This is a genomic window from Saccharothrix violaceirubra (assembly GCF_014203755.1).
Lineage (GTDB): Bacteria > Actinomycetota > Actinomycetes > Mycobacteriales > Pseudonocardiaceae > Actinosynnema > Actinosynnema violaceirubrum.
Map to the genome: position 1 here is coordinate 2,263,247 of NZ_JACHJS010000001.1, position 23,358 is coordinate 2,286,604.

General features: G+C 72.3%; 17 protein-coding genes and 1 pseudogene. 13 read left to right on the forward strand and 5 right to left on the reverse strand.

Features of this window, described 5'->3' with window-relative positions:
- The first annotated feature begins 1 nt into the window (after position 1).
- The 3 genes from egtC to F4559_RS11240 all read left to right on the forward strand — a co-directional run bounded on the left by egtC (position 2) and on the right by F4559_RS11240 (position 3,786).
- Positions 2 to 751 carry an ergothioneine biosynthesis protein EgtC gene (gene egtC, locus F4559_RS11230; protein ID WP_184668197.1) on the forward strand — a complete coding sequence of 250 codons (750 nt, stop codon included), beginning with the start codon at positions 2 to 4 and terminating at the stop codon, positions 749 to 751.
- Entirely contained in the window at positions 748 to 1,722 is a 975-nt protein-coding gene (gene egtD / locus F4559_RS11235) for an L-histidine N(alpha)-methyltransferase (RefSeq protein WP_184668200.1), read from the forward strand. Before egtC ends, egtD begins: the two co-directional genes overlap by 4 nt.
- A gap of 507 nt (positions 1,723 to 2,229) precedes the next feature.
- The gene (locus F4559_RS11240; protein WP_184668202.1) at positions 2,230 to 3,786 is read left to right on the forward strand and encodes an alpha/beta hydrolase; all 1,557 of its coding nucleotides are present in this window, start codon (positions 2,230 to 2,232) and stop codon (positions 3,784 to 3,786) included.
- Here F4559_RS11240 and F4559_RS11245 read toward each other — a convergent pair.
- On the reverse strand, positions 3,734 to 5,062 hold the full coding sequence (locus F4559_RS11245) for a hypothetical protein (RefSeq protein ID WP_184668204.1): 1,329 nt from the start codon (positions 5,060 to 5,062) through the stop codon (positions 3,734 to 3,736). The two genes, F4559_RS11240 and F4559_RS11245, sit on opposite strands and share 53 nt — an antisense overlap.
- A 198-nt stretch (positions 5,063 to 5,260) precedes the next feature.
- On the opposite strand from F4559_RS11245, the gene F4559_RS11250 reads away from it, so the two are divergent.
- On the forward strand, positions 5,261 to 6,094 hold the full coding sequence (locus F4559_RS11250) for a nitroreductase/quinone reductase family protein (RefSeq protein WP_184668207.1): 834 nt from the start codon (positions 5,261 to 5,263) through the stop codon (positions 6,092 to 6,094).
- Positions 6,095 to 6,146: 52 nt separating this feature from the next.
- On the opposite strand, the gene F4559_RS11255 is transcribed toward F4559_RS11250, so the two are convergent.
- A complete protein-coding gene (locus F4559_RS11255; RefSeq protein WP_312865580.1) occupies positions 6,147 to 8,984 on the reverse strand; it encodes an aconitate hydratase in 2,838 nt (945 codons plus the stop codon).
- Between the two features lie 153 nt (positions 8,985 to 9,137).
- On the opposite strand from F4559_RS11255, the gene F4559_RS11260 reads away from it, so the two are divergent.
- The 3 genes from F4559_RS11260 (at position 9,138) to F4559_RS11270 (ending at position 13,352) form a co-directional block, all read left to right on the forward strand.
- Positions 9,138 to 9,884 (forward strand): ABC transporter ATP-binding protein, encoded by a 747-nt coding sequence (locus F4559_RS11260; RefSeq protein WP_246445144.1) that lies wholly within the window; start codon positions 9,138 to 9,140, stop codon positions 9,882 to 9,884.
- The gene (locus F4559_RS11265; protein ID WP_184668211.1) at positions 9,881 to 10,519 is read left to right on the forward strand and encodes a hypothetical protein; all 639 of its coding nucleotides are present in this window, start codon (positions 9,881 to 9,883) and stop codon (positions 10,517 to 10,519) included. Before F4559_RS11260 ends, F4559_RS11265 begins: the two co-directional genes overlap by 4 nt.
- Before the next feature lie 88 nt (positions 10,520 to 10,607).
- Entirely contained in the window at positions 10,608 to 13,352 is a 2,745-nt protein-coding gene (locus tag F4559_RS11270) for an AfsR/SARP family transcriptional regulator (RefSeq protein ID WP_184668213.1), read from the forward strand.
- Positions 13,353 to 13,903: 551 nt separating this feature from the next.
- Here F4559_RS11270 and F4559_RS11275 read toward each other — a convergent pair.
- Positions 13,904 to 15,307: an FAD-dependent monooxygenase gene (locus F4559_RS11275; protein WP_184668215.1), complete on the reverse strand. Its 1,404-nt coding sequence runs from the start codon at positions 15,305 to 15,307 to the stop codon at positions 13,904 to 13,906.
- Between the two features lie 142 nt (positions 15,308 to 15,449).
- Between F4559_RS11275 and F4559_RS36950 the strand changes: the two are divergent.
- A pseudogene (locus F4559_RS36950) lies at positions 15,450 to 15,599 on the forward strand (helix-turn-helix domain-containing protein); the annotation flags it as partial.
- A 49-nt stretch (positions 15,600 to 15,648) separates the two neighbouring features.
- Positions 15,649 to 16,755, forward strand: coding sequence for an IS30 family transposase (locus F4559_RS11280; protein WP_513851409.1), 1,107 nt, complete (start codon positions 15,649 to 15,651; stop codon positions 16,753 to 16,755).
- On the opposite strand, the gene F4559_RS11285 is transcribed toward F4559_RS11280, so the two are convergent.
- Entirely contained in the window at positions 16,677 to 18,152 is a 1,476-nt protein-coding gene (locus F4559_RS11285; protein ID WP_184668217.1) for a flagellar basal body protein FliL, read from the reverse strand. The two genes, F4559_RS11280 and F4559_RS11285, sit on opposite strands and share 79 nt — an antisense overlap.
- Entirely contained in the window at positions 18,149 to 18,562 is a 414-nt protein-coding gene (locus tag F4559_RS11290) for a hypothetical protein (RefSeq protein WP_184668218.1), read from the reverse strand. The genes F4559_RS11285 and F4559_RS11290 overlap by 4 nt, the downstream gene beginning before the upstream one ends.
- 313 nt (positions 18,563 to 18,875) lie before the next feature.
- On the opposite strand from F4559_RS11290, the gene F4559_RS11295 reads away from it, so the two are divergent.
- From F4559_RS11295 to F4559_RS11310, 4 genes are all read left to right on the forward strand, one after another.
- Positions 18,876 to 20,165: an NlpC/P60 family protein gene (locus tag F4559_RS11295; protein ID WP_184668219.1), complete on the forward strand. Its 1,290-nt coding sequence runs from the start codon at positions 18,876 to 18,878 to the stop codon at positions 20,163 to 20,165.
- 93 nt (positions 20,166 to 20,258) lie between these two features.
- The gene (locus tag F4559_RS11300) at positions 20,259 to 21,569 is read left to right on the forward strand and encodes a cytochrome P450 (protein ID WP_246445147.1); all 1,311 of its coding nucleotides are present in this window, start codon (positions 20,259 to 20,261) and stop codon (positions 21,567 to 21,569) included.
- A gap of 102 nt (positions 21,570 to 21,671) precedes the next feature.
- Complete coding sequence (gene mobA, locus F4559_RS11305) at positions 21,672 to 22,190, forward strand: molybdenum cofactor guanylyltransferase (protein ID WP_184668220.1); 519 nt, start codon at positions 21,672 to 21,674, stop codon at positions 22,188 to 22,190.
- Between the two features lie 72 nt (positions 22,191 to 22,262).
- Entirely contained in the window at positions 22,263 to 23,357 is a 1,095-nt protein-coding gene (locus F4559_RS11310) for an AAA family ATPase (RefSeq protein ID WP_221447202.1), read from the forward strand.
- Position 23,358: the final 1 nt, after the last annotated feature.

Consider the following 23,358-nt stretch of genomic DNA (forward strand, 5'->3'; position numbering starts at 1 on the left):
GGTGTGCCGCCATCTGGGTTACCTGGGCCCCGCCGTGCCCTTGTCCGGGGCGTTGGTCGACGCGCCGCACTCGTTGGTGCACCAGGCCTACGCGCCTCGGGACATGCGCGGCGGCGGCACGGTCAACGTCGACGGCTACGGCGTCGGGTGGTATCCGGCGCCGGGCGCGGCACCGCTGCGCTACCGCCGGGCCGGCCAGGTGTGGGCGGACGCGAACCTGTTGGCGTTGAGCCGGGTCACGGTGTCCGGTGCGTTCCTGGCGGCGGTCCGGTCGGCCACGGTCGGCATGCCGGTGGTGGACACCGCGTGCGCGCCGTTCACCGACGGGCGCTGGTTGTTCAGCCACAACGGACGCGTGATCGGCTGGCCGGACGCGGTCGCGCCGCTGGCGTCACGGTTGCCCGTCACCGACCTGCTCACCCTCGACGCCCCCACCGACGCGGCCCTGCTGTGGGCGGTGGTCCGCCGCCGACTCGCCGAAGGGGCGGACCCGACCTCCGCGCTGGAGACCGTGGTGTCCGAAGTGGAGGAAGCCGCTCCGGGCTCACGGCTGAACCTGATGCTCACCGACGGCACCGTGCTCGTGGCCACGACGTGGTGGCACGCGCTGTGGGTGCGCTCCGGCGCCGGCGCGGTGACCGTCTCCTCCGAACCCCTCGACGACGACCCGGCCTGGAAGGAGGTGCCCGACCGGCACGTCGTCACCGCGCGTGTGTCCGAAGTGGACGTTCGACCGATGGGAATGGGATGACCGAGCCAGTGCTGGACGTGCACCTGACACCCGAGGACGCGGCGCTCGCGCTGCGCGCGGAGGCCCTCGCCGGGCTCACCGCACCGGCGAAGTGGGTGTCCCCGAAGTGGTTCTACGACGCGGTCGGCAGCGACCTGTTCGAGGACATCACGCGACTGCCCGAGTACTACCCGACCCGGGCCGAACGGGAGATCCTGGAGGCCAGGTCGACCGAGATCGCCACCGTCACCGGCGCCCGCGCCCTGGTGGAACTGGGCTCCGGTTCGTCCGAGAAGACCCGGCTGCTGCTGGACGCGTTGCGCGCACACGGGACCCTGGCCGAGTTCGTACCGCTGGACGTGTCGTCGAGCGCGTTGGTCGACGCGGCCAGGTCGATCCTGGAGTCCTACCCCGGCCTGCGGGTGCACGGCGTGGTCGGCGACTTCACCGAACACCTCGGCCTGCTGCCCGGCGCGTCACCCCGCCTGGTCGCGTTCCTCGGCGGCACGATCGGCAACCTGGTCCCCGACGAACGGGCGAAGTTCCTGACGTCGTTGCGCGACGTGCTGGCGCCGGGGGAGTGGCTGCTGCTGGGCACGGACCTGGTGAAGGACCCTGATGTCCTGGTCCGCGCGTACGACGACGCCCAGGGCGTGACGGCCGAGTTCAACCGCAACGTGCTGCACGTGATCAACCGGGAACTGGACGCTGACTTCGACACGTCGGCGTTCCGCCACGTCGCACTGTGGAACCCGGACGCGGAGTGGATCGAGATGAGACTGCGCGCCGCCCACCCGACCCGCGCACACGTGGGAGCACTCGGCATAGACGTGGAATTCGCCCGCGACGAGGACCTGCGCACCGAGGTGTCGGCCAAATTCCGCCGCGACGGAGTAGCCCGCGAACTGGCCTCGGCAGGCTTCACACTGCACTCCTGGTGGACCGACACCCAGTCCCGCTTCGCCCTGTCACTCTCCCAAGCAACCCCGTAACCACCCCTCTCCCCGAAGACCCCACCGCCGTCCGGCCCCCGACCCGGACGGCGGTGGCCCGAACACACCCACACCCACACCGGCGGCACGAGGAGGGCGAAGTCCCCCTTCACGCTTCCCCGAACCAACCCCGAACGACACCCGCCAAGCACAAGCACCCAACCCCGGACACACCCGCCACCCGGGGATCCAAGCCCCGAACGCGAGCCGCCCACCTTTCGGCGCCCCAACGCGTACCCCACGATGCCCATCGCACAACCGGCGCCCCGAACGCACAACTCGCGGTGCCTGAACGCACAACTCGCGGTGTCCGAGTGCGCAACTCGCGGTGTCCCAACGCATAACTCGCGAAAGGATGTGCCCGAGCGCGTATTTCAGGGTGCCTGAGCGGAGGACTCGCGGAGTCGGGGGTCCGAACCCGCCGAGAGGATTCCCCCGTTCCGAGGGTGTCGCCGAGCCCGTCCCCGGTGGGACCGTCCCGACGCGACGTCGAGAGGAGCACCGCCGATGGCACTCAGCACCCCGATCGCCCTGATCCTGGCCCTCACCCTGTCCGGACTCGCCACACCGCAAGCCGAGGCCCGGACCCAAGACCCGATCAAGTGGTCCACCTGCGCCGAAGACGTACTCAAAGCAGTCCCCGCCGCCTTACGCGACAAGGTGACCTGCGCCCAGCACAAGGTCCCCTTGGACCACCAAGATCCCCAGCGCGGCACCATCTCCCTGTCCCTGCTCAAACGCCCCGCCGCCGACCAGTCCCGCCGGATCGGGTCCCTGTTCCTCAACCCCGGCGGCCCCGGCGGGTCGGGCCTCGTCTACCCCGCCTACGGCGAGTCACTCTTCCGACCCGAGGTGCTCCGCCGCTTCGACCTGATCGGCTTCGACCCGCGCGGCGTCGCCCGCAGCACGCCCCTGAAGTGCTTCCGCACCAAGGAGGACGCGGACGCGGTGTTCAACCGCCTGTCCGTCGTGCCGATCACCGACCGCGAGGTCCGCGAGGCGATCGACGCCACCGAGGACTACACCGACTCGTGCGGGAAGGTCGCCGGTCCGCTCCTGGACCACATGTCGACCGAGGACGTCGCCCGCGACCTCGACCTGCTGCGCCAGGCCGTCGGCGACCGGCAGCTCACCTACGTCGGGTTCTCCTACGGCACGCTGCTCGGCGCCACGTACGCGAACCTGTTCCCGTCCCGCTCCCGCGCCCTGATCCTGGACGGCAACGTCGACCCGACGCTGCGCACCCGCGACGGCGCCGAGTACGACCGGCAACGCGCGCAGGGCTTCGAGCTGGCCCTGGACGCGTTCCTCAAGCGCTGCGCCCAAGAAGGCCCCAAGTGCGCCTTCAGCGCGAACGACCCGCGCGCCAAGTTCGACGCCGCCCGTGACGCCCTGCGCACCAGGTCGGTCACTTTGCCCTCCCAGGAGGTCGTGACCTACACGTCCTACGTCGGCACGGTCACCGGCGCGCTCTACTCGCCGAACCGGTTCAAAGACCTGGCCACGTGGCTCCAGGCCGTGCACGCCGCGCTCGATCCCGGCGTCGCCTCGGTGCCGGCCGCGGTGCCCGACCTCGGCCCGAACCGGGGCCGCTACGACGTCCGGGTGGGCGTGGGCGACGCCGAGTACCTGTCCGACGACTCGTACTACGGCGTCAACTGCACCGACAAGCCGTTCTCCACCGGCACCCGGCAGTTCCCGCGCATCGCGAAGCAGTGGGAACGCGAGTCGCCCACCTTCGGCCGTCAGCAGGCGGCCTCGGACCTGCTCACGTGCCCGTCGTGGCCGCTCGACGAGCCGGACCGCTACTCGGGTCCGTGGAACCGCCGCACGCCCCACCCCGTGCTGGTCGTGGGCAACTACTACGACCCGGCCACGCAGTACAGGTTCTCGCGGCGCATGGCCGCCCAGCTCGGCAACGCCCGGCTGGTGGGCGTCGACGCGTTCGGGCACTGCATCCTGGGCGACAGCGCGGGCGTGGACGCCGTCGCGGCCGACTACCTGGTCGACCTCAAGGTCCCGGCGGCGGGCCTGGTGTTCCGACCGGACGTCCAACCGTTCTGACGTCCGGGCGGGTGCGGCCGGTCCGCGCGAACGCGACGGCCGCACCCGCGAGGATCAGCAGTTCCGGGCCGAGCACCCACAGCGGGCCGTGCGCCGGCAGCATGCGCAGTTGTTCCTGCGACAGGAACTGGAGGCCGGCCTGCCGGTCCCCGAACCGGTACAGCCCGGCCGTCAGGTAGGCGACCGCGACGACGCCGACCAGCGCCAGCCGGTCGTACATCGCCCAGCCGAGCAGGAACAGCGTCCCCACGATCACCAGGGCCGGCCCGCCGGACTCGCCCGGCAAGACCTCGGGCAGGCCGTCGGTGAGCCAACCCCGGTGCACGCCGGTATAGGTCATGGACAGGAACAGGGTCGCGCCCACGACCGCCAGCGGCAGCCAGTCGCCCGGCCGCCGCGCGTTCACCTCGCGCGCGACGAGCAGGCCCGCCACCGCCACGGCGACCATGACGTCGACGCCGGGCGGCGCGACGAACACCGCGATCCCGTAGGCCGCGGCGGCCAGTCCGAGCGGCAGGCTGTACAGGTACCCGGCCGCGACCAGCAGCACGGCGAGCGCGACGAGCGGACCGTACTCCCACAGCGAGCCCAGCAGCCCGGCCACCGCCACCAGCGCCCACGGCCGGGGCGCGCGTCGACGTCCGGGCCTGGTGTACGCGAGCACCGCGCCGGCGAGGAGCACCAGTTCCGGGAACCGCCCGGCCCCGAACGGCAGCCCGGCGCCGTCGTAGTGGAACGCCGCGTGCACCGCGCGTTCGGACCAGTCCTCGGTGAACGACGTCGTCGCGCTGTGCGCGATCGTGACCACGAGGTACAACGCCGCCGTGACCACGACGACGACGTCCCGGTGCCACCCGCCCCAGATCGCCAACGCCAGGCCCAGCGCCCAGAGCAGGGCGACGCCCGGGTGGACCACGTGGGGGCCCGCCTCGGCGAACGACACCGCGGGCGCGTAGTCGAACGAACCGCTTCCCGTGTCGTACGCGGAGACGGCCAGTACGCCGAGCCCTAGGGCCAGCAGGACGAACCAGCGTCCTGGCCGGCGCGCGTGCAGGTCGTGCGCCGCGAGCAGGAATCCGGCCAGGATCGCGACGAGATCGGCGTACCCCGGCTGCCCGACCAGTGCCGCGACGAGGTACGCGAGCGTCGCGAGCGCCAAACGCGCACCCCGCGTGTACAACGCGTATGCGAACAGGATCGGGACGCCGACCAGCGGGGTGTACTCCCACTGCGAACCGAGCAGTCCCACCGACACCAACGGCAGCCAGACGGGCATCACCGCAACCACCCCCGCGGCACCTTATCGGTCACAGTGGGCGGACGGTTCCCGGCTCGGTGTTAGAGTCGCCCCATGACTGCCGGGTCGGCCGCTCGCGGCCTTCAACGGACGGGTTCCCCGGCCGGCGCTTGATCGCCGGGCGGGGCAGAAGCCCGCCTCTCCTCCCACTCCTCAGGGTTGGCAAGTTCCGTGGAGATGGGAGAGGTTTTGGATTTCAACAAGCAGGTCGTCGACGAGTTCCGCGCCCATCGCGGTGTCGTCGGTGGCTTCTTCGAAGGCGCACGACTGATCCTCCTGACGACGACGGGTGCGCGGTCGGGGCGTGCGCACACCGTGCCGTTGGGCTACCTGCCCGACGAGGACGGCATCCTCGTCATCGGTTCGGCGGGCGGCACGCCGAGACACCCGGCGTGGTACCACAACCTGCTCGCCTCGCCGGAGGCGACGGTGGAGGACGGCACGTTCACGTACCGGGCGACGGCCGAGGTGCTGACCGGCGCCGAACGCGACGACGTCTGGGCCCGTGCGGTGGAAGCCGACGCGGGCTGGGCGGCGTACCAGGAGAAGACCACACGGGTGCTGCCCGTGGTCCGGTTGCGCCAGGCGGGTTTCTCGCCGCCGGGCGGGTCGTCGTTCGGCGAGGCGTTGAAGCTGGTCCACGACGCGTTCCGCCGCGAGTTGGCCACGATCCGCCGCGAGGTGGCGGCGTCGGGTCCGACGCTCGGCGCCCAGTTGAAGATCAACTGTCTGGTCGCGTGCCAGGGTCTACGGGGTCACCACGACAGGGAGGAGCAGGCCATGTTCCCCGCGTTGGCGGAGCGCTTCCCCGAGGCGGCACCGGCGATCGGTCTGCTGCGGCAGGAGCACGAGAAGGTCGCGGCGTTGATCGAGTCGCTCCAGGCTGCCGTCCGGTCGCCCGCGGCGGACCGTAAGCGGGTCGTGTCCGAAGTGGACGGTCTGGTCGCGGAACTCCTGGCACACCTGGACCACGAGGAGGAGCTGGTCGTACCGCTGCTCGACCTGCCGTGAACGCCGGAGGGGCCGGTCACCACGTGGTGACCGGCCCCTCCGGGGGTGATCACTAGCCGCGGATCATCTTGCGCAGCACGTACTGCATGATGCCGCCGTTGCGGTAGTAGTCGGCCTCGCCGGGGGTGTCGATGCGGACCACCGCGTCGAACTCCGCGGTCGTGCCGTCCTCCTTGCGCGCCACCACCTTGACGGTGCGCGGGGTCTCGCCGTCGTTCAGCGCGGTGACGCCCGTGAAGTCGAACGTCTCCGTGCCGTCCAGGCCCAGCGACGCGGCGTTCTCGCCGGCGGGGAACTGGAGCGGCAGCACGCCCATGCCGATCAGGTTCGAGCGGTGGATGCGCTCGAACGACTCGGCGATCACGACGCGCACGCCCAGCAGCGACGTGCCCTTGGCGGCCCAGTCGCGCGACGAGCCCGAGCCGTACTCCTTGCCCGCCAGCACGACCAGCGGGACGCCCGCCTCGGCGTAGGCCACCGAGGCGTCGTAGATCGTGGTCTGCTCGCCCTCGGCCAGGAAGTTGCGCGTGAAGCCGCCCTGGACGTCGTCGAGCAGCAGGTTGCGCAGGCGGATGTTGGCGAACGTGCCGCGGATCATCACCTCGTGGTTGCCGCGCCGCGACCCGTACGAGTTGAAGTCCTTGCGCTCGACGCCGTGCTCCGACAGGTACCTGCCCGCCGGGGAGTCGACCTTGATCGCACCGGCCGGGGAGATGTGGTCGGTGGTGACCGAGTCGCCCAGCAGGGCCAGCACGCGCGCGCCGCCGATCTCGGTGACGGGCTTGGGCTCCAGCTCCAGGCCCTCGAAGTACGGGGGCTTGCGCACGTAGGTGGACTGCTCGTCCCACTCGAACGTGTTGCCGGTCGGCGTGGGCAGCGACTGCCAGCGCCGGTCGCCCGCGAACACGTCCTTGTAGCCCTGCGCGAAGCCCTCGGGGGAGATCGCGGCGGCGACGACCTCGGACACCTCGGTCGGCGACGGCCAGATGTCGGCCAGGTAGACCGGCTGCCCGGCCGCGTCCGTGCCCAGCGGCTCGGTCGTGATGTCCTTGTCCATCGACCCGGCCAGCGCGTACGCCACGACCAGTGGCGGGGACGCGAGGTAGTTCATCTTGATGTCCGGGTTGATCCGGCCCTCGAAGTTGCGGTTGCCCGACAGCACCGAGACGGCCGCGAGGTCGCCCTCGTCGATGCCCGCCGAGATCTCGTCCTGCAACGGGCCCGAGTTGCCGATGCACGTCGTGCAGCCGTAGCCGACCAGGTGGAAGCCGAGCTTCTCCAGGTACGGCAGCAGGCCCGCGCGCTCGTAGTAGTCCATGACGACCTTGGAGCCCGGCGCCAGCGTGGTCTTCACCCACGGCTTGCGCTCCAGGCCCTTCTCGACCGCCTTCTTGGCCAGCAGCGCCGCGCCGATCATGACCGACGGGTTCGACGTGTTGGTGCACGAGGTGATCGCGGCGATCGCCACGGCGCCGTGGTCGAGTTCGAACTCGGCGCCGTCCAGGGTCACCTTGACCGGGTTGGACGGGCGGCCCTCGGCACCCTCGGCGGCCGAGTGGACCACGCGCGGCGTGCCGCCCGCGTCACCGTTGGACACCGCGGTCGGGTCGCTGGCCGGGAACGTCTCGTCGACGGCCTCGTCCACGGCCGACTTCGGGGTCTCGTCCTGCGCCACGTACGCGCCCAGCGCCTGCCGGAACGCGTCCTTGGCGGAGGTCAGCTCGATGCGGTCCTGCGGGCGCTTGGGGCCGGCGATCGACGGGACGACCGTCGACAGGTCCAGCTCGAGGGTCTCGGAGTAGACCGGCTCGTGGGCCGGGTCGTGCCACAGGCCCTGCTCCTTGGCGTACGCCTCGACCAGGGCGAGCTGCTCGGCCGACCGGCCGGTCAGCTTCAGGTAGTCGATGGTCTCGCCGTCGATCGGGAAGATCGCGCAGGTGGAGCCGAACTCGGGGCTCATGTTGCCGATGGTGGCGCGGTTGGCCAGCGGCACCGCGCCGACGCCCGAGCCGTAGAACTCGACGAACTTGCCGACGACGCCGTGCTTGCGCAGCATCTCGGTGATGGTGAGCACCAGGTCGGTGGCGGTCGCGCCGGCGGGCAGTTCGCCGTTGAGCTTGAAGCCGACCACGCGCGGGATCAGCATGGAGACCGGCTGGCCGAGCATGGCGGCCTCGGCCTCGATGCCGCCGACGCCCCAGCCCAGCACGCCGATGCCGTTGACCATCGTGGTGTGCGAGTCGGTGCCGACCAGGGTGTCCGGGTACGCGACGCCGTTGCGGATCATCACCACGCGGGCCAGGTGCTCGATGTTGACCTGGTGCACGATGCCGGTGCCCGGCGGGACGACCTTGAACTCGTCGAACGCGGTCTGGCCCCAGCGCAGGAACTGGTAGCGCTCCTTGTTGCGCTCGTACTCCAGGTCGACGTTCAGCTCGAACGCGTCCGGCCGGCCGAAGATGTCGGCGATGACCGAGTGGTCGATGACCAGCTCGGCGGGCGCGAGCGGGTTGACCTTGGCCGGGTCGCCGCCGAGCTGGGTGACGGCCTCGCGCATGGTGGCGAGGTCGACCACGCAGGGCACACCGGTGAAGTCCTGCATGACGACGCGCGCCGGCGTGAACTGGATCTCCGTGTCCGGCTCGGCGTTCGGGTCCCAGTTGCCCAGCGCACGGACGTGGTCGGCGGTGATGTTGGCGCCGTCCTCGGTGCGGAGCAGGTTCTCCAGCAGGATCTTCAGGCTGTAGGGCAGGCGCTCCGCACCCTCGACCGCGCTCAGGCGGAACACCTCGTACGAGGCGTCGCCGACGGCGAGCGTGCCGCGGGCGCCGAAGCTGTCCTTGCTGCTGCCTCCGGTGCCGGCAGGCACGGAACTGTCTGGTGCAGTCACGTGAAACTCCATCGTGGTGACGCGCGAAGTCGGTTGGGGAACTACCTGAGTCTTCCGCACCCGCAGGTGCGGCGCCCTCTCGACCTAAACAGTACGCTTGTCCTGTATTTGGCTTCAAGTCGACCCCACGCACCGCGCGGCATCATCGGCGCCATGATCACCCTCGACCGGATCGGCAAGCGCTACGGGCGGCGCGGCCCGTGGGTGCTGCGCGACCTCGACCTGGCCGTGGAGGCCGGCGAGGTGGTCGTCGCGACCGGCGGGAACGGCTCCGGCAAGTCGACCCTGCTGCGCGTCGCGGCCGGGGTCAGCGCGCCGACCACCGGCCGGGTGCGCCGCCCGGCCTCGATCGGCTACCTGCCCGAACGCTTCCCGTCCGGCGTCCGCATGTCCGCCCGCGACTACCTGCGGCACATGGCCGCGGTGCGCGGCGTGCCCGCCCGTTGGGACCTCGTCGACCGGCTCGGCATCGTCGGCGACCTCACCGCGCCGCTGGCCACCCTGTCCAAGGGCAACACCCAGAAGGTCGCCCTCGTGCAGGCGCTACAGGCCCGTGACCTGCTGGTTCTCGACGAACCGTGGTCGGGTCTCGACGTGGTGGCCGCCGCCGCGCTGACCGACCTGCTCGCCGGGTCCGACGCCGCCGTCCTGCTGACCGACCACCACGGCCACGAGGTGCCCGGCGCACGGACCCTGGAACTGGGCACGTCGGCTGTCGGCGTGGTGATCGAACTGGTCCGTGTGGGCGAGGCGTTCGACCGGCTCGGCGGGCTCGCCGGTGTGGTGGAGGTGGACGGGACGGGCGACGGTGCCCGCGTGCGGGTGGAGGCCGCGCACAGCGACCGGGTCCTGGCCGAGGTACTGCGCCTGGGCTGCTCGGTGCGGAGCGTGCGCTCGTGACCGCCCTCGTGCGCTACCTGCTGGCGGACGTGCTGCGCGCCCAGCGCTTCCTCGCGCCGTCGCTGCTGTTCGGCGCAGTGCTCGGGATGCTGTACTCCAGCGACGCCGGCCCGCCGCTGCCCGCCTACGCCGGGGCGTGCGCGCTGATCTACCCGGTGGCGGTGTGGCTGACGGTCGTGATCGCGACGGCCGAGGACCCGGTCCGCCGGTCCGTGACGGCCGCGACCGCCGGGTGGGCCCGCACCCAGGCGGCGGTGACGCTGTTGTCGGCCGCGGGCGCGACGGCGTTGGCCGTGTTGGCGACGGTGGTCCCGGTGCTGACCCAGTCCCGGCCGTACCCGGTGGACGTGGTCGGGCTCGGGTTCGCGGGCCTGCTGGTCTGCGGCCTGACCGGCGTGGGGGTGGGCGTGGTGTGCTCGCGTCCGGTGATCGTGCCGCCCGGCTGGTCCGTGCTCGCGGCTTCGGGCCTGGTGGCGCTCGCCTTCGTGGTCGGGCGCGTGCCGCCGTTCGGCGCGGTGCTGGGCGTCCTGGCCGACGGCGACGCCACCTCCCGCGTCGCGGTGTCCGCCGCCTGCGCCCTGATCTTCGTCACCGCCGCCACCGTGCTCGCCACCCACCTGGCCCCCCGCCGCTGACCGCGCGAGTTATACGTTCGGACACCGCGAGTTGTGCACTCAGGCACCGCGAGTTGTGCGTTCGGGACCGGATGTCGATGGGGGACGCGTGCGCGTGTCGGTATTGGGGCCGTTGTCGGTGCGGACGGCCGCGGGCGGGACCGTCGACGTGCGCGGTCCCCGGCTGCGGGCGTTGCTGACCCGGCTGGCGGTCGACGCGGGCCGGGTCGTCCCGGTCGCCCGACTCGTCGACGCGCTGTGGCCCGACGACCCGCCGCACGACGCCACCGCCGCGGTCCAGTCGCTGGTCTCCCGGCTGCGGCGGGCCGTCGGCGCGGACGCCGTCTCCTCGCACCCCGACGGCTACCGGCTCGACGCCGAGACCGACGCGGTCGACTTCGCCCGGCTCGTGGCCGCCGGTCGCGACGGCGAGGCCCTCGCCCTCTGGCGCGGACCGGCCCTGCCCGACCTGCCCGCGTTCGCCCCGCACTGGGACGACCTGCGCCTGACCGCCGTCGAACGGTCCTGCGCGGACGTCGCCGAACTACGCGCCCTGTGCGTCGAACACCCCGCCCGCGAAGCCCTGCACGCGCGGCTCATGCGCGTCCTGCACGCCGAAGGCCGACGGGCGGACGCGTTGGCCGTGTTCGCGACCGCCCGCGCGCACTTGGCCGGCGAACTCGGCGTCGACCCCGGCCCCGACCTGCGTGAAGCCCACCTGACCGTGCTGCGCGACGACCCGCCACGCCGCCGCCTGCCCGCACCGGCCGGCACGCTGGTCGGCCGCGCCGACGACCTGGACCGGGTCCTGGCGTCGACACGGCGGTCCCGGCTGGTGACCGTCGTCGGACCGGGCGGCGTCGGCAAGACCCGGCTCGCCCTGGAGATCGCCCACGCGGCGGACGCGGTCGTGTGGGTCGCGCTGGAGTCGATCACCGCCGACCCGGGCGCGGCCGTCCTGCTCGCCCTCGGCCACCGCACGCCGGGCATGGCCGACGCCGATCCGGTCGAACGGCTGCGCGGCGCCCGCGGCCTGCTCGTCCTGGACAACTGCGAGCAGGTGGTCGACGAGATCGCCGCGCTGGTCGCCCGCCTGCTGCCCGCGGCCCGCGACCTGCGGATCCTGGCGACGAGCCGCGAACCGCTCGGCGTGCCCGGCGAAGCCCTGCACCGCCTGGAACCGCTCGACCCGGACGGCGCGGTCGAGCTGTTCACGTCCCGCGCCGCCGCCGTCCGCCGGGACTTCGCGGTCGACGACGACGTGCGCCGGGTGTGCCGCGCGCTCGACGGCATCCCGCTGGCCCTCGAACTCGCCGCCGCCCGACTCCACGCGTTGACCCCGGCGCAGTTGGCCGAACGCGTCGACGACCGGCTCCGGCTGCTCGACCGGGGGCCGCGCGCGGGCGTCGGGCGGCACCGGACGCTGCGGGCCGTCGTCGACTGGAGCTGGGACCTGCTCACGCCGCCGCAACGCGACCTGCTCGCCGTGCTGTCGGTGTTCGCGGGCGGCACGACGGTCGAGGCGGTCGTCCGGGTCGCCGACCTCGACCCGTGGACGGCGCTCGACCTGCTGTCCGACCTGGTCGACCGCTCCCTGGTGGTCGCCGACGGCGGGCGGTACCGGCTGCTGGAGACGGTGCGCGAGTACGCGGCCGGCAAGCTCGCCGACCCCGCTTACGCCGACGCGCACGCCGCCTACTACCTGGACCTGGCCGAGACCGCCGAACCGCTGCTGCGCGGTCCGGACCAGCCGGCGTGGCTGGCGGTGTTCGACGCCGAGCACGCCAACCTCGACGCCGCGTTCGACCGGCTGGTCGAGGTCGGCGACGGGCCCGGCGCCCTGCGCCTGATCATGGCGCGGCTGTGGTGGTGGTCGGTGGTGCGCGGCCGGGTCGGCGACGTGCGCACGTGGGCCCGCCGCGTCGAACCGCTCACGGCGGGGCCGCTGTGCGCCCTGCTCGCCCGGGGCGAGCCGGACGAGAGCCTGTGGGCGGACGACCGCCCGGCCGTGCTGCTGGCGTTGGCGGCGGCCCGACCCGGCATCGACATGGTGCGCCGCATCGCCGACCGCCTGGCGACGGGGGATGCCTGGTCCTGTGCCGCGGCCGAACTCGCGCGGGGCCTGGGCGCGTTCGAGCTGAGCACGGGACGCGCGGTCGAGGCCGAGGCCCACTACCGCGCGGCGCTGGCCGGGTTCGAGGCGACGGGCGACCGGTGGGCGCGGGTGTTCGGCCTCGCGTGCCTGGCGAACGTGCTGGCGAACCGGGGCGCGGCGGCCGAGGCGCTCGACGCGCTCCTGTCGGCACGCGGGGAAGCCGCGGTGTTCGGCGGCTTCGAGGACGTCCTGGTCCCGATGACCCCGATGGTCCACATAGGACGACTGCGGGCGCGCACCGGCGACGTGGTGGGCGCGTACGGGGAGCTGTCCCGCGCGTGGGCGGCGGCCGTGCGCCGGGAGGACCGGGGCGAACAGGCCCGCGTGCTGTGCGCGAGAGCCGAGACGGCGTGGCACGCGGGCGACCGTGCGGCGGCCGTGCGCGACTTCCGCCGTGCCCTGGACCTGGCACCCGACGGCATGCCGGCCCAGTTCCTGTCCACCCTCCACAGTGGACTGGCGGTTGCCCTGGGCGGTGCGCAGGCCCGCGAGTGGCACCTCCGCGCGACCGCGATCGTCGACACCACTCCCGACGGCCCGGCACGTGCCGCGGTGTGGGAGGCCTACGCCGTGTGGCACCACGAACGCGGCGACCGCCCGGCCGCGGCCGAGGCCCTGGACACCGCACGCGCCGCCCGAGGCGTGTTGGCGTTGGCCGATTCCCGTGTCGCCGCCACCGCCGCGTGGGTGGCCGAGTGACACCGGCCCGTCCGACGAAAGGCGACTGTCGGGAGGGGCGGACCCCGGAGCTGTCCGGCCCTGGTCCGGCAGCGACACCGGATCCGGCGCCCGACGCGCCCCGGCCGTGACTTCCGGCCGGTTCCGGCCTCGGTGAAGACCCGATTCCGGCTCCGGACGCGGTCCGGGCCTCGCCCGATCCCTGCCCGGCGCCGGCTCCCCGTCCGGTCCGATCCGGGTTCGTCCAGTCCTGCCCTGCCCTGTCCAGTCCGGCCCGATCCGATCCGATCCGGTCCAGTCCGGCTGGCCCAGTCCGGCCCGCCCGCCCCGGCCCGACCCGTCGGCCTGGCGTGTCCACCGACCGGCCGGTCCGTCGGTCCTTGGTCGTCCGCGGCCCGTCTGTCGACCGCCTCGCGTGCCCGCGTCCTCCGGGGCGGCCTACCCGTCGGCAATCGCAACCACAGTCGCGTTAAGTGGCGCTTATGGCGACTGTGGTTGCGTTGAGTGGCGCGGCCTCGGGTAATCGCGACTGTGGTTGCGTCAGGGGGCGATGGTGGCCCGGTCGGCGAGGATCAGCGGGCGATGCGGTCCAGGTACGCGACGATCTCGGCCGGGTCGGCGGACGTCGTCGCGATGTAGCCGTCCGGGCGGACGAGGACCAGGGTCCCGGGCGCCACGTCGTACCCCTGCGCGAACGAACCGTCCGGGTCCGCCAGCCGGTACGCGGCGACCTCCGGGTGCGCGGCACGGACATCCGCCACCGACACGTCGACGCCGAACACGACGAACCCCGGACCGCGCATCAGGTCGAACAGCCGCGTCGGCTCACCGTCCACCACGCACGTCGCGTCGGGCGCCCGGTCACCCGACCGCCCGGCCGTCGCCAACGGACCGCCCCGGTAGTTCAAGTGCAACTGGAACGTCTCGTCGCCGCGCTTGCCGGGCACCCCGTCGGTCGCCATCGCCTTGTGCAGCCGCGAACTCGTGCCCAACAGCCACGCCGCGATCGGCAGCCGCTCGGCCTCGTAGCTGTCCAGCAGCACCTCCGTGCCGGCCGCCAGCTTCCAACCCAGGTTGTAGGCGTCCTGGATGCCGGTGTTCATCCCCAGGCCCCCGGCGGGGGAGTGGACGTGCGCGGCGTCGCCCGCCAGGAACACCCGCCCGACCCGATAGCGGTCGACCATGCGGACGTTGGCCCGGTACAGCGACGTCCACGTCACCTCGTGCACGACCAGGCCGGCCCGTTCGGCGAGCAGCGACCGGATGTCCTCGAACGTCGGCTCGGTCGCGTCGGCACCGGCCGGCGCCTGGAACTGGAACAGGTCGGTGCCGGGCAACGGGCACAGGGCGACCCGTTCGGCCGCGGGCTCCGGCCAGATGTGCCAGTGCTCGCGGTCCAGTCCGTCGAGCCGGACGTCGGCGAGCAGCATCCGCTGGTCCTCCCACGTCTCGCCGGCGAACTCGACGCCGAGTTTCTTGCGCACGAAGCTGCGCCCGCCGTCCGCGCCGACCAGGTACCGCGCCCGCACGGGCAGCCCGTCGAGCACGGCCGTGACGCCGTCCTCGTCCTGGGTGAAGTCCTCCAGGGCGACGCCCTGCTCGACCTTGCCGCCCAGCTCCTCGAGCCGGGCGCGGAGGATCGCCTCCACCCGGAACTGGGCGATGATCAGCGAACCCGGGTAGGGCACGGTCGAAGTCGGCTCGCGGTGTTCGTACATCGGCCAGGTGCCGATCACCTCGTCCCCCCGGTGCGCGAGGAACATCGGGTTCATCCGCCCGGACGCGAGGATCCCGTCGATCACGCCGAGGTCGTCGAGCACCTCCAGCGTCCGGGGTTGCAGACCCTTGCCGCGCGAGCCGCCGAACGGCCGCGGCGCGCGGTCCACGATCCGGAAGTCGACGCCCCGGCGGGCGAGGTCGACGGCGAGGGTGAGGCCGGTCGGTCCGGCACCGATGATCAGCACGGTGGTGTCCATGCCCTGAAGCCTGGACCCGGCCGCTGTCAGCGTGCTGCCATCGTGCTGTCAGGCGCCGACATGCCGGTGAAAGCGAAAGCCCCCGTGCGGACACCCTGGGTTCCAGGGATCGTTGCAACGCCTGAGTTGTTCAGGGGTCGCAGTGTTCGAGATCCGAGAAGACCGATCGCCGCAGGGACCGAAGAAGCCGGTGGCGGAACGCCGTCAATACCTTGATCTTGTGGCGAAGGGTGTGGGCACCGCGCAGGCGTGCCGGGTGGTCGGGGTCGACCGGCGGACCGGGCATCGGTGGAGTTCGGACAGAAGAGTCGGGCCGGTTTCTCTCGATCGACGAGCGGATCGTGATCGCCGATCCGCTGCGGGCGGGACGAGGGGTCCGGGCGATCGCGGACGAGCCGGGCCGTCCGCCGTCCACGATCAGCCGGGAGGTCAAGCGCAACCGTCATCCCGGCCCGGGTGACCACCGGCCCCACGCGGCCCGGGAGCGGGCCGACGCCCGCCGTCCGCGGCCCGGGATGGGCAAGATCGCTGCCCGGCCCGAGTTGCGTGATCTCGTGCAGGGCATGCCGGACGACCGGTGCGGCCCCAGGCAGATCAGCCGCCGCCTGCGCCGCGATCACCCCGACCGGCCGGAGCCGCACGTGACCCACGAGACGATCTACCAGGCGCTCTACCTGCAAGGCCGCGGTGAACTGCGCCGCGAACTCGCCCGCGCGCTGCGCACCGGCCGCACCGTGCGCAAGCCTCGCCGCGCGCCGGACCGGCGCCGGCCCCGGTTCACCCATCCGATGGTGATGATCAGCGAGCGGCCCGCCGAGGCCGAGGACCGCGCCGTCCCCGGGCACCGGGAAGGCGACCTGGTCATCGGCGGTGGCGGCACCTCGGCGATCGGCACCCTGGTCGAACGCGCCACCCGCTACGTCCTGCCCGTGCACCTGCCCGCACGCCACGACGCCGAGACCGTCCGAGACGGCCTCATCACCACCGTCTCCACCCTGCCCGCACATCTGCGTCAGTCCCTGACCTGGGATCAAGGCTCAGAAATGGGCCGCCACCACGAGTTCGGCGTCGCGACCGGCATGCCCGTCCACTTCTGCGACCCGCACAGTCCCCGGCAGCGCGGCTCCAACGAGAACACCAACGGCCTGCTGCGCCGGTACTTCCCCAAAGGCGGCGACCTCTCGGTCCACACCGCCGACGAGCCGGCCGCCGTCGCAGCCCAACTCAACCGCCGCCCACGCAAAACGCTCGGCTGGGACACCCCAGCCGAGCGCTTGACCACACTCCTGACCGAAGCCAGTCGACCACCTGTGTTGCAACGACCCCTGGAATTCGCCGTGCGGACACGGGGGCTTTCCGGTCGGACGGACTACTTCGCGAGCTTGAGCAGCTCGTCGATGTCCTTGGGCTGGAGCCCGCGCAGCAGGGTCAGCACGACCTCGCTGTAGGTGCGGAACGGGCTCACGTACCACTTGCCGTCGACCTCGGTCGTGACCACGCCGATGCCGTCCTTGAGCACCTGCGCGCCGACCCGTGCGATCACGTCGATCGCCGCCGCCGGCACGTCCCGGCCGCCCTGCTGCTCGACGAGCTGCGCGATCTCGTCCGCGCACAGCTTCTGGGTCTGGCCGTCGGCCTTGGCCGTGTAGCAGTCGCCCGAGCGCGTCACCTCGACGGTCTCGCCCTGGACCTGCACCACGACCTTCTTGACGGTCACCAGCACGCCGCCGGTCACGTCCTTGGTGTCGGTCTCCAGTTCGACCAGCTTCGCGCCGGTCGACCCGACGCGGCCCATCTGGTCCAGCAGCACCGGGCCGACGTCCTGGAGCACGCCCATCTCGTCCGGCGGCAGCAGGGAGATGACCTTCTTGACGTCACCGTCGAGCGCGGCGGTCACCAGCTGCTTGGCGGCGTCGCCCGCCGAACCCGCACCGGCCGGCGCGATGCCCTGCGCGGGCCACTTGAGGTCTTCGTCCTCGAGCGCGGCGTTGGCGATCGTGTAGAACAGCGACGGGTACCACTCGCCGTCCACCTTGATCGTCGCGATGCCGATCGGCTTGCCCTTGCGCTTGTCCTTCTGCTCGGCGAAGTCGAGCGTGTCCGTCTCCGGGGCCGCGTCGAGCTTGGCGCCCAACGCCTTCGTGAGCTTCTCCGTCAACGGGATCTGCTTGACGTCGGACGTGACCGTGATCTTGCCCTCGACGACCTTGTTGATCGTCAGGTGGTCGTTGACCTTCTCGGCGGCGGCCTCGTCGAACTTGATGCCCTCGCTCTTGATCTGGACGCCGCTGAGCTTGTTCGGGTCGGCGTCCTTCTTGAAGATCTCGAGCCGCTTGCCCTCGCTGACCGTCGCCTCGACGTAGTCCTTGCTCAGCTTGGCCTCGGCCGGGGCGAGCCCGTTCATGATGCCGATGACGTCACCGCTGCCCAGCGCGCTCAGCAGGTTGGTCGCCGCGGTGGTCGGGTTCTCCGAGCCGGACGCCACGCTGTCGCTGCTGCGCAATGCCCAGAAGGTGCCCGCGGCACCGGCCGCGAGCAGCACCACGACGATGATCGACGTGACGATGACGCCCGTGCGCTTCTTCTTCGGCGGTTCGCCGTAGCCGAAGGGCTGCTGCCCGAACTGCTGGCCGTACGGCTGCTGCTGCCCGTAAGGCTGGTGTTGCTGCTGACCGTACGGCTGCTGGGGGAATCCCTGCGGCCCGGTCTGCGGGTACCCGCCCTGCTGCGGCTGCTGCTGGGGGTAACCCTGCTGCGGGTAGCCGCCCGGCTGCTGGGGCTGCTGGCCGTACGGGTTGTTCTGCGGTGGCCACTGGCCCCCGCCGCCGCCACCTGGGTAGCTCACGGTGTCCCTCCTGGACTGCTGACTGCTGTGCGGGTCTTCGCGGTGAGCACTGCGATCGCTCCCACGATCCCCAGCACGGCACCACCGAGGGTGGCGACCGGACCGGTCGTCGTGATCCCGACCAGCGAACTCTCGTCGCCGCCTTGGACGCAGGCCAGGGCCGCCACCGTTCCCGTGATCGTGCCAAACGCCAGCGTCAGGAATGCCGCGATTCGACGAGCCCGCAGCACGAACAGCACGACGCAGAGCACGGCGAGCGGGATCAGACCGACCCAGAACAGCCGGATCACCTCGCCCGCCACACCCTCCAACCCGGCGAAACCACGCAGCGCGAGCACTTCGTAACTGCTCCTGGTCGTGGTACCGGACCGCAGCCACGGCAGGAAGGCACCCACCACCGCTGTGACCAAGCCGACAGCCCCGAGGACCGCTCCAACCCATGTTCTGACCACGCCCCATGCTCGCACCCGGTCGACCGCGTCCGGACGCCCCGAGTGGCGGGCTCACGGCACGTCACGGCGCGGGTACGGGACGTGATGGTCGGGCGTGGACGGTCGGGAGTCCGCTGTGGACGATCCGGGGGCACTCCGAGCTGTGGATACGGAGCGTGTTCGGAATGGTAGCGGTGTTACCCGAGTGGTTGAAGTGCCGTGGGGTTCGACTGGTGACCCCGGTGGGGGAGTGGCAGAGTCCGGTTCCGCGCCGGATCGCCGAGGAGGGGTCGTGAACCGCTGGCCCGTTTCCGTCCTTGCCGCCCTGTTCGCTGTCTTCGTCCTGATCGGTTCGGCCGGTGCCGTGCCGCCACCGCCGCCCAACCCCGGCGACGACGAGATCAGCGAGGGCCGCCGGCAGGCCGACGAGAAAGCCGCCCGCGTCGGCGAGTTGACCGGCCAGCTGACCGAGGCCACCGCCCGGCTCCGGGCGTTGGACGACGAGGTGGCCGCCAAGATGGAGTTCGCCAACAAGGCCCGCGTCGACCTGGAGATCGCCCAGGGCGAGGCAGACCGCGCCCGGCGGGACGCCGACGCCGCCGCCGTCGAGGCGAAGGCCGCCGGACAGGCGGTCGAGGACACGCGCCTGCTGCTCGACGAGTTCGCCGCCGCCAGCTACCAGCAGGGCAGCGTGGTCGGCTCGGTGTCGGCGTTCTTCGGGTCGAAGAGCCCGGAGGAACTGCTCGCCCGCGCCCAACTCCTCTCGGCGGTCGGCGGTTCGAGCCTCAACGCGATGGAGGAGTACGAACGCGACCGCGCGGACAAGGCGAACAAGGACTCGGCCGCCCGTGCCGCGCTCGACGCCGCCGACCGCAAGCAGGCCGCCGCCGACGACGCCAAGCACACCGCCGACGCCGCGCAGGCCGACGCCGTCCGCGCCCGGTCCGAGCAGTCGGAGAAGGCCGCGGCCCTGGAACAGCAGCGGGCGACCGTCCAAGGCGAACTCGACGAGGCGTTGGGTGCCGTCGGCGGTCTGGAAGCCCAACGCGAGCAGTACGAGCAATGGTCGGAGCAGAAGCGCCGCGAGGAGGAAGCCGCCGCGCAGCAGGCCGCCTCGTACACGCCGCCACCCGTGCCGGCCGGCGGCGGACCCGCGCCCGTCGGCGGCGACGTGGAGACGGTCGTCGCCCGCGCGACGATGCACCTGGGCGTCCGCTATTCGTGGGGCGGTGGCAACTACGACGGGCCCACCACCGGCATCCGCGACGGCGGCGTGGCCGACTCGTACGGCGACTACTACTCGGTGGGCTTCGACTGCTCGGGCCTGATGATGTTCGCGTTCGCGGGCGTCGGCGTGTACCTGCCGCACTACAGCGGTTACCAGTACACGGCCGGGCGCCAGGTGCCGTTGGCCCAGGCCCGGCGGGGCGACATGCTGTTCTGGGGTCCGGGCGGCGGCACGCACGTCGCGCTCTACCTCGGCGACGGGATGATGATCGAGGCGCCGTTCTCGGGCGCGTCGGTGCGCATCGCACCCGTGCGCTACGGCGGGATCATGCCCTACGTGACCCGACTGCTGTGAGGGCTACCACGACCGGTGGACGGTGGTGACTCGTCCGGTTGATCGAGTCGCCAAACGGCCGGGACGTGCCGGCCGGGCTGTCACCCTCGTGCCATGACTGCCGTGCCGGCCATGGTGTCCGGAGCGAAACCGGTGTTCGGTCACCTCGCCGAGTTCCGGCGTACGCCCGAGGAGCTGTTCCACCGCGGGTACCGGGAGCACGGCTCCGTGTTCTCGTTCTCGCTCGCCGGGCGGCGGGCCGTCGTGCTGCTGGGCTCGGCGCACAACCGGTTCTTCTACGCGCAGACCGACGGGCTGCTGTCGATCCGGGCCGCGTACCCGTTCTTCAGCCGGATGTTCGCGCCCGAGTTCTACTTCTTCGCCGACCCCGAGGAGTACCAGCGGCAGCGGTCGATCGTGCTGCCGCGCTTCCAGGGGCGTCAGCTCGAGGGTTACGTCACCTCGATGCAACGCGAGACCGCCGCGCTCATCGACGAACTCGGCGACTCCGGGCGGTTCGACATGGCCGCGTTGCTGGGGCCGTTGGTCCTGCGGATCGCCGCGCGCTGCTTCCTCGGCGCGGACATCGCCGTGGTGCTGGACCGGGATTTCTACACGGAGTTCCGGCGCTTCGCGGGTGGCATGGGGTTCTTCCCGCCGCCGTGGGTGCCGTCGCCGCGCAACCTGCGCAGCCGGGCCGCGCGCGACCGGCTGCGGGCCGCGTTCCGGACGTTGATCGAACGCCGCCGCAGCCACCCGATCGACCCGCCGGACTTCCTCCAGACCCTGGCCGGCGCGCACTACCCGGACGGCACGCCCGTGCCGGACTCCGTGCGCGTGAACCTCGTGCTCATGCTGACGTGGGCCGGGCACGAGACGACCACCGGGCACCTGGCGTGGGCGCTGGCCGACCTGCTCGACCACCCCGAGGACCTGCGCCGCGTGCGCGCGGAGATCCCGCCCGGACCGCTGGACCTGGCGGCGGTGAAGCACCTGGAGCACCTGGACAACTGCCTCCTGGAGACCGAACGCCTGCACCCGGTCGCCTACGTGCAGGCCCGCCGCGCCACCGGGGACTTCGACCTCGACGGCCACACCGTGCCCGCCGGGACGCTGGTGTTCACCTCGCCCGCCGTCTCCCACCGGCTGGCCGAGGAGCACCCCAGGCCCGACGACTACTGGCCGGACCGCTTCGCGATGGGACGTGACGGTCGGCTGGCCCGGCAGGCGCTGATCGGGTTCGGCGGCGGCCCGCACCGGTGCACCGGGGTGCACTTCGCGTACCAGGAGATGAAGGTCGTGCTGGCCATGTTGCTGAGCCGGTACGAGTTCACGTTGGTCGACGGGACACCGCGGCCCGCGCGCGGCTTCGTGACGAAGTGGCCCGCGTCCCCGTGTCGCGTGGACTACCGGCGGATCGGCTGAGGGCGCTTCCCCGATCGGGTGGGTCCGAGTGCGTGTTTCAGGGTGCCTGAGTGCGTGTTTCGGGGTGCCCGAGTGGAGGACTCGCGGGGTTAGGGTCGGGGGGTGTGGGACGCGATCGTGCTCGCGGGCGGGCGGGGGAGCAGGCTCGGCGGGGTGGACAAGGCGGCGTTGGTCGTCGGTGGACGGACGTTGCTCGAACGGGCGCTGGACGCCGTCCGGGGTGCGGGGCGGACGATCGTGGTCGGGCCCCGACGCGACCTGCCCGGCGGCGTGCTGTCCGTGCGGGAGGAGCCGCCGGGCGGGGGACCGGTGGCCGGGCTCGCGGCCGGGCTGGGGTCGGTGCGCGCGGAGCGGGTCGTCGTGCTCGCGGTCGACCAGTCGGGGGTGACGGCGGCGACCGTCGCGCGGCTGCTCGCGGTCGACGGGGCGGCGGTGCTGTTCGACGACCGTCCGCAGTGGCTGATCGGCGTGTGGCCGACCGCCGCGTTGCGGGCCGCGGTGCCGGCCGATCCGCGCGGGGTGTCGTCGCGGTCCGTGCTCGGCGGGTTGCGGCCGGTCGAGGTGGCGGCGCTGCCCGGCGAGGCGCGCGACGTCGACACGCCCGAGGACCTGCGTACGTGACCCTTTAACAAGCGTCATACCGGCGACCGGGAAGACTGGGCCACCATCGCACAACCCTGTCTAGGAGGACTCTTGTCCGAGCCCGCCGCCGAGGCGCCCAACACGCCGGCTCGTGACGCCCAGCTCCTCGAACGCACCGTGTTCGAGGTCAAGCGGGTGATCGTCGGTCAGGACCGGCTCGTCGAGCGGATGCTCGTCGGCCTGCTGGCGAAGGGCCACCTGCTCCTGGAGGGCGTGCCCGGCGTGGCCAAGACCCTCGCCGTGGAGACGTTCGCCACCGTCGTGGGCGGCTCGTTCTCGCGCGTGCAGTTCACGCCCGACCTGGTGCCCGCCGACATCCTCGGCACGCGCATCTACCGGCAGGGCAGCGAGTCCTTCGACGTCGAACTCGGCCCGGTGGTCGCGAACTTCGTGCTCGCCGACGAGATCAACCGCGCGCCCGCCAAGGTGCAGTCGGCGATGCTGGAGGTCATGGCCGAGCGGCACGTGTCCATCGGCGGTCGCACGTTCCCGATGCCCGACCCGTTCCTCGTGCTCGCCACCCAGAACCCGATCGAGAACGAGGGCGTGTACCCGCTGCCCGAGGCGCAGCGCGACCGGTTCCTGTTCAAGATCCAGGTCGAGTACCCGACGGCCGAGGAGGAGCGCGAGATCGTCTACCGGATGGGCGTCGAGGCCCCGGTGCCGACCCAGGTGCTCAGCCCCGAGGAACTCGTCCGGCTCCAGGGCGTGGCGTCGCGGGTGTTCGTGCACCACGCGCTCGTCGACTACGTGGTGCGCCTGGTGATCGCGACCCGCGCGCCCAAGGAGCACCAGCTCACCGACGTGGCCGGCTGGGTCGCCTACGGTGCCTCGCCGCGTGCCAGCCTCGGCATCATCGCCGCCGCCCGCGCCCTCGCCCTGGTACGTGGTCGCGACTACGTGCTGCCCCAGGACGTCGTCGACGTCGTCCCGGACGTGCTGCGGCACCGGCTCGTGCTGTCCTACGACGCGTTGGCCGACGGCGTGCCGCTGGACCACATCATCACGCGCGTGCTCCAGACCGTGCCGTTGCCGCAGGTGTCCGCGCGGCCGACCGGGCCCCAGCAGCAGGCACCCCAGAATCAGGCACCCCAGCAGCAGCCCCTGTCCCAGCAGCCGCCGCAGCAGCCCGCGGGCAGGCCGTGAC

Bases quoted from the DNA above. Each gene is read 5' to 3' on its own strand.
- egtD (WP_184668200.1), top strand. From the start codon at position 748: ATGACCGAGCCAGTGCTGGACGTGCACCTGACACCCGAGGACGCGGCG.
- F4559_RS11240 (WP_184668202.1), top strand. From the start codon at position 2,230: ATGGCACTCAGCACCCCGATCGCCCTGATCCTGGCCCTCACCCTGTCC.
- F4559_RS11245 (WP_184668204.1), bottom strand. From the start codon at position 5,062: ATGCCCGTCTGGCTGCCGTTGGTGTCGGTGGGACTGCTCGGTTCGCAG.
- F4559_RS11250 (WP_184668207.1), top strand. From the start codon at position 5,261: ATGGGAGAGGTTTTGGATTTCAACAAGCAGGTCGTCGACGAGTTCCGC.
- F4559_RS11260 (WP_246445144.1), top strand. From the start codon at position 9,138: ATGATCACCCTCGACCGGATCGGCAAGCGCTACGGGCGGCGCGGCCCG.
- F4559_RS11275 (WP_184668215.1), bottom strand. From the start codon at position 15,307: ATGGACACCACCGTGCTGATCATCGGTGCCGGACCGACCGGCCTCACC.
- F4559_RS11300 (WP_246445147.1), top strand. From the start codon at position 20,259: ATGACTGCCGTGCCGGCCATGGTGTCCGGAGCGAAACCGGTGTTCGGT.